The 14,024-nt window shown below is 58.7% G+C and carries 12 protein-coding genes; 7 read left to right on the forward strand and 5 right to left on the reverse strand.

The genetic code is table 11. The features are described 5' to 3' along the window. Nucleotides 1-107 precede the first annotated feature (107 nt). Nucleotides 108-851 carry a response regulator gene (locus tag ACVWXW_RS02675; protein ID WP_414343332.1) on the reverse strand — a complete coding sequence of 248 codons (744 nt, stop codon included), beginning with the start codon at nucleotides 849-851 and terminating at the stop codon, nucleotides 108-110. Between the two features lie 254 nt (nucleotides 852-1,105). Further along, a complete protein-coding gene (gene rbsK / locus ACVWXW_RS02680) occupies nucleotides 1,106-2,023 on the reverse strand; it encodes a ribokinase (RefSeq protein ID WP_457402637.1) in 918 nt (305 codons plus the stop codon). 388 nt (nucleotides 2,024-2,411) lie between these two features. On the opposite strand from rbsK, the gene ACVWXW_RS02685 reads away from it, so the two are divergent. Then, a complete protein-coding gene (locus ACVWXW_RS02685) occupies nucleotides 2,412-2,723 on the forward strand; it encodes a YbjQ family protein (RefSeq protein WP_011431068.1) in 312 nt (103 codons plus the stop codon). 5 nt (nucleotides 2,724-2,728) lie between these two features. Here the strand turns inward: ACVWXW_RS02685 and ACVWXW_RS02690 are convergent, their stop codons facing one another. Together ACVWXW_RS02690 and ACVWXW_RS02695 are read right to left on the reverse strand one after the other, a co-directional pair. After that, a complete protein-coding gene (locus ACVWXW_RS02690; protein ID WP_457402639.1) occupies nucleotides 2,729-3,478 on the reverse strand; it encodes a YebC/PmpR family DNA-binding transcriptional regulator in 750 nt (249 codons plus the stop codon). A 302-nt stretch (nucleotides 3,479-3,780) separates the two neighbouring features. Next, nucleotides 3,781-4,533: a hypothetical protein gene (locus tag ACVWXW_RS02695; RefSeq protein WP_457402640.1), complete on the reverse strand. Its 753-nt coding sequence runs from the start codon at nucleotides 4,531-4,533 to the stop codon at nucleotides 3,781-3,783. A 319-nt stretch (nucleotides 4,534-4,852) separates the two neighbouring features. Between ACVWXW_RS02695 and ACVWXW_RS02700 the strand changes: the two genes are divergently transcribed. The 6 genes from ACVWXW_RS02700 (at nucleotide 4,853) to ACVWXW_RS02725 (ending at nucleotide 12,195) form a co-directional block, all read left to right on the forward strand. After that, a complete protein-coding gene (locus ACVWXW_RS02700) occupies nucleotides 4,853-5,770 on the forward strand; it encodes a CoB--CoM heterodisulfide reductase iron-sulfur subunit B family protein (RefSeq protein WP_457402642.1) in 918 nt (305 codons plus the stop codon). 156 nt (nucleotides 5,771-5,926) lie between these two features. After that, nucleotides 5,927-7,486: a hypothetical protein gene (locus ACVWXW_RS02705; protein ID WP_457402643.1), complete on the forward strand. Its 1,560-nt coding sequence runs from the start codon at nucleotides 5,927-5,929 to the stop codon at nucleotides 7,484-7,486. 419 nt (nucleotides 7,487-7,905) lie between these two features. Continuing rightward, complete coding sequence (locus ACVWXW_RS02710) at nucleotides 7,906-8,892, forward strand: pentapeptide repeat-containing protein (RefSeq protein ID WP_414407181.1); 987 nt, start codon at nucleotides 7,906-7,908, stop codon at nucleotides 8,890-8,892. Nucleotides 8,893-9,036: 144 nt separating this feature from the next. Continuing rightward, nucleotides 9,037-10,515, forward strand: a complete 1,479-nt coding sequence (locus ACVWXW_RS02715) for a sensor histidine kinase (RefSeq protein ID WP_414407180.1) — start codon at nucleotides 9,037-9,039, stop codon at nucleotides 10,513-10,515. Between the two features lie 109 nt (nucleotides 10,516-10,624). Beyond that, nucleotides 10,625-11,383, forward strand: a complete 759-nt coding sequence (locus ACVWXW_RS02720) for a sensor histidine kinase (RefSeq protein ID WP_414400573.1) — start codon at nucleotides 10,625-10,627, stop codon at nucleotides 11,381-11,383. Between the two features lie 68 nt (nucleotides 11,384-11,451). Further along, the gene (locus ACVWXW_RS02725; protein ID WP_457402646.1) at nucleotides 11,452-12,195 is read left to right on the forward strand and encodes a response regulator; all 744 of its coding nucleotides are present in this window, start codon (nucleotides 11,452-11,454) and stop codon (nucleotides 12,193-12,195) included. Between the two features lie 45 nt (nucleotides 12,196-12,240). On the opposite strand, the gene ACVWXW_RS02730 is transcribed toward ACVWXW_RS02725, so the two are convergent. Beyond that, entirely contained in the window at nucleotides 12,241-13,887 is a 1,647-nt protein-coding gene (locus tag ACVWXW_RS02730; RefSeq protein WP_457402648.1) for a DUF3352 domain-containing protein, read from the reverse strand. Between the last annotated feature and the right edge of the window lie 137 nt (nucleotides 13,888-14,024).

Here is a 14,024-nt window from a genome sequence, read left to right on the forward strand (position 1 = left end):
TTCTTTGGCGGGGTGGCCAGCCATTGAGCCCAAGTCTCCTTGGTCGCTGGCAAGGGAATTGACTACAAGTGCTTGCCAAGAGCGATGACGGCTCGAACACCCCCTCTCTAGTCCAGCGGATCCAGTCGGTAGCGGCTGAGCCAGTGATCCAAATGCACTTCCTCCTCGTCCAGCAGTTGGGCGTTAATCAACCCCCGTTTGAAGGCAAGACGGATGGCTCGCGCCCGCAAGCTGAAGGTGGTTCCCCACTCGTCGCTCTCAATTTGGTCGTTGCTCACCTCTAGTTTGTCGTAGAGGTTGCGCAGACGGTTGGTTACCCCTCGGCGGGACAAAAAGCGCCGTGCAGCAATGGCCTGGTCGGTGAGGCCAAGGGCAATGTCGATCAGCACTTCGTACTCGGCATCGCTGAGACCGGTAATTTTGTTTTGTGAACGGGAATCGACCCCGCGCACCTCTCGGTCGATCACGCATTGCTCATCCTGCACCACCGCTTGGATGGCGCTGACCAATTTTTCATCGGTGCAATTTTTCAAAAGGTAGCCATAGACAGTTTGCGGAGGCACGATCTTGTGCAGCTCCCGCACATAGACTTCATCGGCAAAATGCGACCAAAAAATGATGCGCGTGCTGGGGCACTCTGACCAAACCTGTCGTGCTACCTCGATCCCGGTCATCTCAGGCATGCGAATGTCCATCAACACAAAGTTGGGGTGGTGCTGGCGGTAGAGTTCCAACGCCTCTCTACCATTCGAGGCTATATACACCGGGCCGAACTCAGGCAAATGTTGTGTTAGCAGGCTATGAACATGCTGACGGTAGAGAGCGTCATCTTCAGCAAGGAGGGTACTCACGGGCCTTTATCAGAATTACCGAATACTCTCTTTTCACTACCTAACTCTAAAGACACCCACAAGGGAAGACAAGGCACTATTGAGCAGTACTCAATGGAGCAAGGGATCCCCTCCGCCGGCGATGAGTAGCGGCTCAGGAAAAGGAGTTCGTCCCGCTCTCGTCCTGTGGAGGTTGCGGTTTCCCCATAGCGCTCACGCAAACGGCCAATGAACTTCTCCACCGCAGACGTCGAAAACTTTTGATAAGCAGCAGTCTATGCTGTTTCTACGGCAGAGGCCAAAAATGCCTCAATCTCAGAGCGCTGGGGCAAGCTAGGTTGGGCTCCCGCACGGGTTACGGCCAAAGCAGCGGCGGCATTGGCAAAACGCAGGGCTTCCCTCAGGGATCTGCCGGCAGCCAAACAGGCAGCTAAGGCCCCACAAAACCCATCTCCGGCAGCGGTGGTATCCACCACTTCCACAGGATGAGCTGGCCAATGGCCACTTTCTTCCCCATCTGCCCAGACCAGCCCTGCCCCTCCCAAGGTGAGGATAACGGCTGGGATCCCGTGCTTCTGGAGCTCCTGAGCGATCTTTTGGGCTTGTTCCGGCGTTTCCACAGGGGATTGGGCAAGGGCAGCCGCTTCGCTTTCGTTGAGCACCAAGTAGCGAACCCGGCGCAACAGGGATCCCGGCAATGGCGCGATGGGGGCGGGATTGAGCAAAATCGGGATCCCTTGGGCAAAGGCTTGTTCTGCTGCAGCCTGCACAGTGGGCAGGGGGATTTCCAGCTGCAGCAGGAGCAGGGCCGCTGGGGTAAAGGGAGGCAAATGCTCCGGCAGATAGCGACCATTGGCTCCAGGGCTGACCACAATTCTGTTTTGCCCGCCGGGATCCACTGTGATCAAAGCTAGGCCGCTGGGCCCCTCCAACTGCCTCAGGTGGCGGGTATCCACGCCGTTGTGCTCCAGGTTCTCTTGGAGCAGACGCCCAAACTCATCGGATCCCACTGCCCCCCACATCTCCACCTGGGCTCCCGCCCGTGCCGCTGCCACCGCTTGATTGGCTCCCTTACCGCCAGGGTAGGTGGCGTAGTCGGATCCCAGCACCGTTTCCCCAGGGCCGGGATGATGGGGCACCTGCACCACCAAATCCATGTTCAAGCTACCCACCACTCGGATCGGGCCTGCCATCGGGCTTGTGGGGAAATCCTGTTGGAAAAGCAGAGATCTAGAGATCTTTGGTTTGGATCCCTGGGCAGCTATTGTATCAGCCGCCGGTCTTGGCCAGGGATCCCCTTGAGCGCCCTACCACGCGGCAAGGGCTGATAGCAGTCGTGGTTTTTATTACCATCTATTTCAACTGATCGCGCTAGCGGGCCGGAGGCCTTAGCAGGAAGCAACCGGTCGTTTGTTTCACCTCAACGGTGAGATAAATGACTATGCGTTGTGGAACGGTTATCTGTAGGGATTGGTCGCCCTTCGACATATCGCCACTCTGCTGAAAACACAGGGCAAGAACCCGATTCCAAAGGTTGAGGATCCCGACTATCTTGGTGGGTGTTGACCCAGGAAGCAAGCCATGCTGCTGACCACTACAGACGTGCTCCAAGGTAGAGAGGTTGAGCGTTACTTGGGCATTGTTACCGCCGAGGTAGTTTATGGCACCAATGTTCTACGGGACTTCCTTGCTAGCCTCCGCAACATCATCGGGGGACGCACAAGAACCTATGAAGAAGTTCTCGAGAATGCCCAGAAAAAGGTTTTGGAAGAGTTGGAGCAGCGAGCCAAACGTTTGGGAGCAAATGGCATCCTAGGCGTTAGCATTCATACCAACATGAGCGCGACAATGATCCTCGTTACCGCCGCCGGCACCGCCGTCAAGCTGCGCTAGAACCTTTAGGCCAGGCTCTCCATCAATGCCTCGTCGATCTCAAAGTTGGCGTAGACATTTTGCACATCATCCAAGTGGTCCAGCCGCTCCATGAGGGTCAGTACCAGCTTGGCTGTCTCGGGGTCCTCCACATGCACCTCCGTAGAGGGGATCCAGCGGATGGCCGCATCTTGCACTGGGTAGCCCTCTTTTTTCAGGTAGGTGGCCACCTGCTCCAGCAAAGAGTAGTCGCAGTACACCTCTGCTCCTGTGCCTTCCACCTTGAAGTCGTCTCCTCCCGCTTCCGCCACCGCCAGCAACAGGGCTTCGGGATCCAACACCTCCTCCAGGCTGATCACCCCTTTTTGCCGGAACAGCCAGCTCACGCAGCCGGCTTCTCCCAAGCTGCCGCCGGTTTTGCTGAAGGCTTCTCGCACCTCGGCAGCCGTGCGGTTGCGGTTGTCGGTCATGGCCTCGATCAACACAGCCACCCCACCGGGGCCGTAGCCCTCGTAGCGAACTTCTTCCAGGGGGCTGTCGTCGCTCCAGTTGCCGGCTCCCTTGGCAATGGCTCGTTCAATGTTTTCGCTGGGCATCCCCGCTGCTTTGGCTTTTTCCACTGCCGCCCGCAACTGAAAATTCCCATCCGGATCTGGCAAGCCGTTGCGAGCTGCCACGATGATGGCCCGCGAGAGTTTGGTAAAGAGGCTGCCCTTTTTGGCATCTACACGGGCCTTTTGCCGTTTAATGTTGGCCCACTTGCTGTGTCCTGCCATGCCGCCACACACCAGTCAAGCAATGAATTGGAGGGATCCCTCCACTTTTGAAGCCTAGATCACCTCGGCTCAGGACTCAACCCCACGGCAACTGGGAGGGTACCGGCCTGGTCACAAATTATAGTTAGTTATTTCAAACAGCAGTGAAACGGTTCGTTATGTCGATTCCTAACTCCCTCTCCCAGAGAGAAACTGGGGGTAAGGGCAGCGGCGCGGAGCGCTTGGGGAGTATCTCAATCTGGTTTGAAATGACTATAACGAGGGATCCTTCACAACCCAGACTCAGCTACCCAACAAACCCATCAGGGCTGAATCGGCTGCCGCTGGATCACATCCCCTTGGGGCGGAGGCGGAGGGGCTGGGGTTTCTTGAGGGGTAGGCGTTGCCTCTATGGGAGGAGTTTCCCCAGGAGGCGGGGGCAGAGGGGGCACAGCTTCTCCAGGCACAGGCCCAGGTGTAGGCGTGGGGGTTGGAGATGGAGCTAGAAAGGGTGTCACCTGTCTCAACAGCTCGGCATAGAAAATCCCATCTTGCTCCGGCCCAAAGCGGCCCACTTCCCAACGGTGACGAGGCACAAACATTGTTTGCAGCAGCACTTCCCGGCTGACAAAAGCGGGAGTACCCGAGAAGACGTAGCCATCGACAATGACTCGATTCAAATCGGGCCGAGTTTGAAACACCCGATCCACCTCCCGCAGCATCTCCGTATCCAGCCGCCCCAGCAGAGTTTCCAGAGTGTCTTCAGGTCTGATCAGTACCCGCACCGAAAAGCGGTAATCTTCGCAACGATAGTCCCCACAGATCTTGACCAGCTCGTTACGCACCCGGATTTGTGCCCCAGGATCCAAATTGCGCCCTGGCACTAAGACTTCCTCCTGGGGTTGCTGTTCGACCGGCTGGGCCCACAGTTGGAGTTGACTTGCCCATCCTGCCCAAACTAGGGATCCGAAAAACAAGCCAAATCCCCAACCTTTTAGAGGAAGGCTCCAACCCAGACTGCCCTGCTTAGAGCGGGGTGAAAAGGGGAAATCGCGATCCTGGATCGGGCTGTTCATAAGGCGTTGACCGATTCCTCAGCGATGGCTACCGCCAAATCTACCCGACATCGGCCAGAGAGGCACTAGGCAGGGAGAAAAATAGGGTATCGGCTCCGAATGGTTTCAAAATAGGGGCAGATAAATAGGGAAGCTTTGACAAACTCCCTGTCCTGGGCAGCAACGGATGTGCTGTGGCAGCGCATGGGTGTAGGATCTTAAGCTCTGGGTTCCCGCTCTGCAGGCAGGCCAGTGCTCTGCTGTGTGGGCAATGGATCCATGGATTGTTATTACCGTTGAGATCGCAAACCCAATTCTCTTCTTCTTCTCACGTCTTCTCATGACCGCGGTTGTTCCTTCACCTTTGCGCTACGCCTACTACCCCGGCTGTGTGGCCCAGGGGGCCTGTCGTGAGCTGTATGACTCCACCGACCAGATTGCGCGGCATCTGGGCATTGAACTGGTGGAGCTGGAAGCCGCTTCCTGCTGTGGTTCGGGCACCTTCAAAGAAGAATCGGAGCTGCTGGAAGATACGGTGAATGCCCGCAACCTGGCTTTGGCGGAAGCGCTGGGGCTGCCGATGCTTACCCACTGCAGCACCTGTCAGGGAGTGCTGGGCCGCGTGAATGAAAAGTTGAAGGCTGCGAAAACCGCGAGTCCAGAGTACTTTCACCAGGTGCAGGCCCTGTGCCAGAAAGGAGGCTGCGAGAGCTGCTACCAGGGCACAGGCGATGTGCGCCATTTGCTGTGGGTGCTGGCTCATGACTACGGCCTGGAGCGATTGGCCCAACAGGTCAAACGGCCTCTCCTGGGACTGCGCTGCGCTGCCTTCTACGGGTGTTATCTGTTGCGGGCCTACGACATCTCCCGCTTCGATGTGGCACGGGATCCCCGTTTGATGGAGGATCTCTTCGAGCGTTTGGGGGCCACCCCTGTTTGGTATCGCGGGCGCACCCAGTGTTGCGGTTGGCCCATTTCCAGCTATGCCCCGCAGCAGTCTTTCTCGATGGCAGGCCGGCATCTCGTAGAGGCAATAGAGGCGGGAGCGGATTGTTTGGTCACCCCCTGTCCCCTGTGTCACCTCAACTTGGACTCTCGGCAGCCGGAGGTGGAAGAGGTGATCGGGCGCAAGCTGGGGATCCCGATCCTGCATTTGCCACAATTGGTGGGCCTGGCCCTGGGGATCCCAGCGGAAAACTTGGGACTGAACCGCCATGTAGTACAGGTGGAAAGAGCCCTGCAAAAAATAGGCCGCTAAATCCCACTTGATGGCTGGGGGATCCCTGGGCAAACATCAGGTGGGTTCTGCCTGGGAAGGATATGCTATTCTGCCCAGCAAGGTGCCCGTCCTTGTTCAAAAACCGCAAAGATCCTCGTAAGCTTAGATCCACCTACTCCTGCTTAGCAGCTCCCTATGGTTGTCTCGGATCCCTTTAGCCTTGTTGTGCAAGAAGTGCAGCAGGGCGGGTACGCAGACCGAGTGAAAAAGCTGGTTTACTTTGCCTGCACCAGCACTTGGGAAAGCGATGTCAGCAAGTTGAACCAAATAGACCTGAAAGCTCTGCTGGAGCAGCTCTGCCGCCAGCACGCTACCCTTGATGCTTTGGGCCAGCGCTTTCGAGATGCCATTAGCCGCATCAACAAAAAAGCCGAGTATGCTCGCATCGCCAAGATGCTGCTAAGCAAGCTACAGCCCCTGTATCAACAGCCCCAAGCGGATCCCTCTAGCCCACTCATGCCCTCGACCAAGGAGCCATCAGCTTGGGCCGCACCCTCGCCTATCTTGTCCTTGGAGTATGGAAGCCCACGACTGCAAAAGCAAGACTACGATCCCTTCGAGCTGCGGGCAGGGGTGATGCGGCAAACCAGCCCTTTGCGGGCCAAGCTGGTTCTGTTCACGGCTTTGTACCACAAAGTAGAGCCTACTCTGCAGGGGTTGGCGGCCCTGCGGCGCTACAGCCTGGACGAGCTGCTCAGAGCCCTCTACGATGCCTGCGCCTCCCCCCAAGAACTGGAAGCCCGGCTGAAGGAGGCGGTGCAGCAGTTGCAGGAGCCGGATCAGGATGGCCAAGCCGCCAATGCTGTGCTGCAGATGCTGAAGCCTCTTTACGTTGACGTGCCCCCAGCGACCCTCCCCGGCGGAGGATTGGCTGCTGAGCCTCTCTCCGCCAATCTGGATTGGCTGAATACCGAAGATGCCGCTCGCGCGGGCGAGGCAGAGTCCCTGGCCAGCCCCATGACTTGGATTGACGCTGGGATCCCAGAAGATGAGGAAGAACCTGCAGATCCTCTGGCTTTTGCAACCTGGACAACACCACCCGGCCCCTCTTCTGACCTGCGACAGGAGATCCCAGAGTCCTGCCGCCAACTGCTTCATCACAGCGCCGGATCCTTGATGGTTGCCATCGAGAACACCCTAAGCGAGTTGGGCAACGCCCTGGACGAAGGTCTGCAGGATGAGGATCCCGTCCAATATCTGACCCTCAAACACCAGGTGCTGCGCGGCTTCTTGAGGGATGTCGAGGGATCCGCTGCGATGTTCATGGGGATCTTGAAAAAGCTAGAACAATCGGAGTGGCGCCTGGTGCAGCCCCTGCGCGTCAGCAGTGGGGAATACGCTTTGCCGGAGGCGATCACTGAGGTGCCCACCAACCTTGCGGATCCCTATGCTTCCCTAAGACAGGTGTTGGCCAGCAGCGAGCTGGCCCAGCAAAAGCCGCAGTTGGAGCAGGAGGTGATGCGCTTGGTGCGGCGCAGCGTCGGCTCTGTCAAAACTGCTATCGAACAGGCCCTGAGCGAGTTGGGCAAGGCGTTGGATGAGCAGTTCCAAACCTGCACCCTAGAGGAAGCCTTGGTTCTCAAGTACCAAACACTACGCGCCTTTTTGCAGGAAGTGGGGGAGATCTCCACCAAATTTGCTGCTTTCTTGGATCGCATGGAGGAGGCAGAGCGCCGTCTGTTCGGGCTGGTTTGAAGCTCAAACCCGCTGTTTGGGGATCTCGTTCAACACTGGCGATCAGCTGCGCAGAGTGCTGGGGAAACGCCCGGATCCTTATCTAGAATAACCACCAGTGCAGCTCCTCTCTCACTTCTCTGAGCTGATACATTTACGCTGAACACTGCTGAACATCACTGTTCAACTATGCAGCGATAGCATTCTGTTTGTTTCCAAACAGAATGGCGGTATCCCGCAAAGCTTTGAGTAGAATACCCAAAGCGCAGTTTCCGTGTCGTCTTACTACCAATTTTCTGCTTTGCTTTGGCTACCATGTTGGCAGACTCGAAAGTAAACAGAAAGATCAACTGGTAGTAATCCGTACTGAACATATTATACATTATTTTCAGTATAGTTGAGCTTATTATTGACTAGAGTCATGCTCTCCCCTCTCTTCTATGGATGCCAAGGATCTGCTTCGGCTTTACCGGGCAGGACGGATCAACTTTGCCGGCGAGAACCTGGCCGCCCTTGACCTGAGCCGGGCCGATTTGATCGGGGTGGATCTCTCCCAAGCAAACCTGCACAGTGCCAATTTGATCTTCGCCTTCTTGGGGCGGGCCAAGCTGCAGAAGGCCAACCTCGTCGGGGCTAACCTTGGTGGGGCCAACCTCAGCCAGGCGGACTTGAGCGAGGCGGATCTCAGAGATGCCCAGTTGCACGGCGCCACCCTACAAGGAGCAGATTTGCATGGGGCCAACCTGACGCTGGCTCTGTTGATCGATGCCAACCTGCTGGATGCGGATTTGCGTTGGGCCAACCTCACCAGTGCCAACTTGGGGGGAGCTTGCTTGCGGGGGGCTAATCTCCGTTTCGATAGCCGCCGGGGAGCGGTACTGCGCAACGCCAACCTCAGCCGCGCCGATCTCAGCGGAGCCAACCTGTCGGGAGCGGATTTGACGCGGGCCGACCTGAGCGGGGCCAACCTAAAAGAGGCCAGTTTGATCAAGGCCAACTTGCAAGGGGCCAGCCTGCAGCAAGCCCGTTTGCAGGGAGCCATCCTGAGCGAGACCGACCTGAGGGGGGTTTCTTTTTTGGGGGCAGACCTGCAAGGGGTGCAGATGGCGCGGGCCAACTTGAAGGAGGCGATACTTCGCCAGGTGAATCTGACAGAGGCCAACTTGAGCGAGGCGGATCTGGCCGCAGCCGATCTTTCCGCCAGTTGTCTGTGCTCGGCCAAACTGGCGCGGGCAGATCTGAGTCGGGCCAATCTGGCCGGGGCCGATTTGCGGTGTGCCAACCTGGTGGATGCCTATTTGGGCCGCACCAACCTGGAAAATGCCGATCTCGGCGAGGCAATCCTAACCCGAGCCGATCTGAGCACAGCCAACCTCAGCGGGGCCAATTTGCGCGGGGCAACTCTGCCGGATGGACGGGTAGGCTGATTGGACAGACTCGCTACCGTATGAGGACGAGGATTCTTGTCCCTGAGTGAGACGGGGATCCGCCCCGGAAAAGGTGAGGTTTTCCCCTGCCCCAGAGGGGCCACAACCGCTACCCTACAAGGGAAGGATGGGTCAAAGAGATCCGTGAACAGCCGCCGATTTCTGTCCTTGATGGAAGCTTTGTGGGCCGATCTGCCCTTGCCGGAATGGTTGCCGGGGGCAGGAGAGCGCTCCTGGCAGCAGACGGTGGCAGCCCTGCTCCAGCTATGGCAAGAAGTTGGACAGTTTGGGGTGGTGATCGGTGGGCCGGTGTCTTGGTGGCCCCCCTGGGTGGTTCGGGATCCGCTGCCTCAACTGCCGTCGCCCATTGACGCTCCAGAACCGAACCTGAAGCTGCGGGAGCTGGCCCGTGAAGATCCCTGGCTGTTTACCCCTGACTTGTCCCCTGAGTCGATTCTGACCCCTGGCCAGACGGTGATCCCTCTCCTGCCGCAGGATCCCCTGGTGGAGGAGCCTTTTTTGCTGGTGCTCACCCCTGTTTTTTCGGCGGTGGCCGCCCAAGGGCATCACCCCCACACGCGGCAGAGGGGGATGATGGTGTCTTTTGAGCCGGAAGTGGTGCATCGGGCTTGGCAGATCCTAGAGCAGCGGGTTCAACAGGGTAGGCCGGATCGCTTGCCCTTCTGGCAGGAGCTGATCAAGCACCATCCCCTCATGGAGCCTCATGTGCGGGTGCTGGCCCGCTTCAGCAGCCTTCTCCTGCTGGGAAACCTGGCCGAGTCGGGATCCCCGCCCGCTCGCTTACCCCCCGCCAGAGCCGAGAACTCCCCTGCGCCCACAACCCGGCCAGAAGATTGGCAGAAGCGGCGGTCTCCTCCTTCCCATGGCCAGCCTGCCGGTCAAGGCCAACAGAACAGCCTTTCGGAGGCAGAACTGTTGCGGGCTCTCATCCACGAGATCCAGACGCCCCTCAGCACCATCCGCACCTTGGTTAGTCTCATCCTGAAGCGGCACGATCTGCCGTCGCGGGTACGGGAATACGTGGAGAAAATTGACCGCGAATGTACCGAGCAAATCAACCGCTTCGGGCTGTTTTTCCAGGCTACAGAAACGGTGATGCCCGCTGCTACCCCACAGGAGGGGCGTCGGCTTCAGCTAGAGCCCATTGCGCTGGTGGACTTGGTGCGGCAAAACCTGCCTCGCTGGCAGGAGCAGGTGGAACGGCGGGGATCCCAACTGGAGTTGGAGATTCCCGATGAGCTGCCGGATGTGGTCAGCGATCCCAAGGCGCTGGAAGCGGTGCTGTTTGGCATGGTCGACCGCATTGCCCGCAGCACGCCGGCTGGCAGCCACATTCGCGCCCAGTTGGTCAGCGCAGGGGAGCTGGTCAAACTTCAGTTTCAGGTCAACACACCTGAGGGCAGCGACGCCACTGTTGCCTCAGAGCCCAAATCCCCTCAGGCGATTGGGCAGTTGTTGGTCGTGCAGCCGGATACCGGTGCAGTGAGCCTCAGCCTTCCCGTCACCCAAACTCTGTTCCGCGCCTTGGGGGGCTACCTCACCGTGCGCCACCGCGCCCGTCGGGGGGAAGTTCTCAACATCTACCTGCCCCGCCAGCTATAAGCCACCCGGTTGGGATCCCGATAGCGTCTCAGGATTGATATGGCGGATTGCAGGGGAGGTAGGGCTAGGATCGATCTGCCAGCGCCGGGAGAGTCTAGAGATTGGATCCATGCCGAGAGCCAGAAAAGTTGCTGAACACCATCCAGAGCCTGAACCCGTCTGCGGAGCCGGAGAACCCAAGGTTAAGGGGGTCACTCTTTCTGCCCAGCAGCTTTCCACTTTGCTTCACGAAATGCGCAATCCTCTCACCGCCCTGAGCACGCTGGCCAAGTTATTGCAAAAACGCTTGCCCCCCGAGGATCGCAACCACTGGATTGGCCTGAGCATTGAACAGGAGTGCAAGCATTTGCAGGAGCTGCTGGCGGAGTTCGAGCGTTTGGACGGGATCCCGGCCCCCCTCCAGCTTCAGCCCCTCTCCTTGGCCGACCTGCTGCGGGAGTGGATTCCCATCTATCAAGCCTTGGCCGAAACCCAGGGACACCACTTTCAAGCCGTTCTGCCCCCTTCCCTACCCCCTGTACAAGCCGATCCGCGTGCCCTGCGCCAGGTGCTTGATAACCTGATCGACAACGCCTGCAAGTACACCCCGCCCCCGGGTGAGATCCGGCTGAGGGTGGAGTTGGGTGAAGATCCCTCAACTGCTTCGCAACGGGAAGTGTTCGTTGCCGTCTGTGACAACGGCCCCGGCATCCACCCTGAGAACCTGGAGCGGATCTTCGACCCCTTTTTTCGGGCAGATCTTTCTAAGCCGGGGCAGGGGCTGGGGTTGGCCATCAGCCGCGACTTGGCCACCCGGATGGGCGGAGATCTCCAGGTGGAAAGCTCCCCCCAAGGCTCCTGTTTTTGCCTGAGATTGCCCACAGGTTAGTAGGAAGATTGTAGAGATGTGGGATGGCAGGTGCCGCCAAACGCTTGAACGCTACCCAGGAGCTCCAGATGGCCTCTTCTCCCCAAGCCAAACCCGAACCCCCTGCTGCCAGTCCAGCAGCCTGCATTCTGCTAGTAGATGATGAACCCGGCTTACGGGAAGCGGTGCAAGCCTACCTCGAGGACAGCGGCTTTGAGGTGATCCCGGCGGCCAACGCCCAGCAGGCTCTGCAACTGCTCAGCACGGCCCAGCCTCAGTTGATCATCTCCGACATCATGATGCCGGGCATGGATGGCTATCAATTTTTGGCCCAACTGCGAAAACTCGAGCCCTACAGCCATCTGCCGGTGGTGTTCCTCACCGCCAAGGGGATGACCGCCGACCGCATCCAGGGTTACCGGGCCGGTGTCGATGCCTATTTGCCCAAGCCCTTCGATCCGGAGGAGCTGGTGGCCATCGTCTCCAATCTCATTGAGCGATCCCGCGCTGCCAGCCCTTCGGAGGTGGTGGCCCGCGAGCTGGCCTCGATTCGCGCCCTGCTGTCGGAGCGCACCCTTGCCACAGCCACGCCTGCCCAGACCTCTGCCCCCACCCCCCTGCCCCCACCCATCAAGGTAGAGCTGACGCCGCGGGAACAACAGGTGTTGGAGAAGGTGGCAGAAGGGCTGATGAACAAGGAGATTGCCAAGCAGCTGCAAACCAGCGTGCGCAACGTGGAAAAATACGTCACCCGCCTGCTGAACAAGACAGGCACCAGCAGCCGCACCGAGCTGGTGCGCTATGCTCTCACCTATGGCTTGATTCGGCTGTAGCTCTCACCCCCAGCCCCTCTCCCCAAGGGAGAAGGGGGAAAGAGCTTACGGCTGTGGCTTGGGCGGCACGGTGACCAGCAGCTCCACCCCAAAGGCGTGATCCCCGGCAGGGTAGCTGGTAATCCCCAGCCCATCGATGCGGGTCAGCAGCTCACGGGCCTCCGGCTCCAAGCCTGCCAAACCACCCGGTAGTGTGGCCTCCAGCACTGTTCGGATCCCTTGCCAATTCAGCAAAAAGTAGCCGTAGTTGGGCTTGGGCAACTGATCGTAGAGGGTTTTCAGCGGCTCGGTTTGGGGAAGCAAATTGCCCTGGCGTTGGGCGAGGGTTTGCAGCGCCGCCGTGCTGCTGGTCACGATCAAATAGTTGCCTTCCCAGGCGCGGGTCAAAAGCGGGCGGTTAAACAAGGGATCCGCCCACGTCACCTGTCCACCCGCCTCCGTTACCCCTACTCCCGATTCTTGGGCCAGCCGATCCAACTGAGTCAGGGCCGCGTTGGCCTTGTCTTTTTGGCTGGTCTCGATCACCAAGGCTGCTCCCATGCCCTGCAACAGGGGATGGGCCTGGGCATCCGGTGCCACCAGCAAGGCCATCTCCCCATCCATCCAAGCCAGCAGATCTTTTTCCAAGTCCAAACGGGTATTGGCGCGAAACTCAGCCCGCAGCTCCTCTAACGACTCTTTGACCGGCGGATCTTTTTCCAGCTCAGGCATAACGGCTTGCCAGCGCTGGGCAATCTGTTGGGTGGTCAGCACCGCCAAGGCATTGCCGGGCAGCCGCTGAATGAGTTCGCCGCGAGCCGTTTGCCACCCCCCCTGCACCTGGGTTTTCGGATCGGTCTGGGTCAACATGCGCAGCCGCAGGCCCTGCTCCTGCCAGTGGGCAGCCATGGCCAAAGAGCGCAGGGGTTGCAGGGATCCCAGCGTCGCCGGATCCAAATCCTGCATCCAGTCTTGGAAAGACTCGGGATCCTCCTGCAAAGCCTGGAAGTTGAAGTAGGCAAAGGCCAGCGTGCCGCTCTTCTTGTAGAGATTGCCAACGGCGGTGCGGAAACTTTCGGAGCGGCCAATCGGCTCTGCTTCGCCGCGATACACAGCAATCGCCTGCTGCATCACCCTCGGGTCGTTGGCCACCGCCACAAAGCGGTTGCCAAACTCAGCAGTCACCCACCGCTCGCCCGGCTCTCCGTTGGTTTGCACATACAAGGTGACCCCTTGCTCCTGGCGCTGCTCGAAGTTCGCCCCTTCTGCTGCTGCCTGTTGCCGCACCTGGGCCAAGAATTGCCCAGACAAATCAGCGTTGCGGGTGCTGGCTCCAAACAGGATCCCAGGCACCGGCTCGGCAGCTCCGGGCACCAGATTGGGAATCACCACTGCCATCGTGAATTGCTCGCCGGCCCAGGCTTGCATCTCTTCCCGAGAGAACTCCTTGCCGGTTTCAGCCAAAGCTTCTGCCGTCCAGCTCTCCCACTGGGCCAAAAGGTCAGGGTGAGTGCGAAAAGATTCTTCCGGTTGGGTAGAAAAAGTCAGCACCAAGGGTGCCGACTGAGGAACCAGCACGGTTTCCGGCATAACATCGCCGGGCAACTGCACTTGTGGCCCTCTGAGTTGGCAGGATCCCAGAAGCCAAGAGCCCCCCACCGCCATCAACGTCAGAGAGAGAGGGCGCAGCCGAGAATGAAGCTGGACTTGCATGGCGGCTACCTAAGCAGCTAGTGGATATAGCCAATCGTAGCATCTAGGCATGAGCCTGCAAACCCAAATTTTCTGTAAGTGAAAAAATAGCCCACTCTAGCACAAGTCAAGATAGTCTAACAAGATAGTCTAAATTG

The organism is Thermostichus sp. MS-CIW-30, from assembly GCF_054058015.1.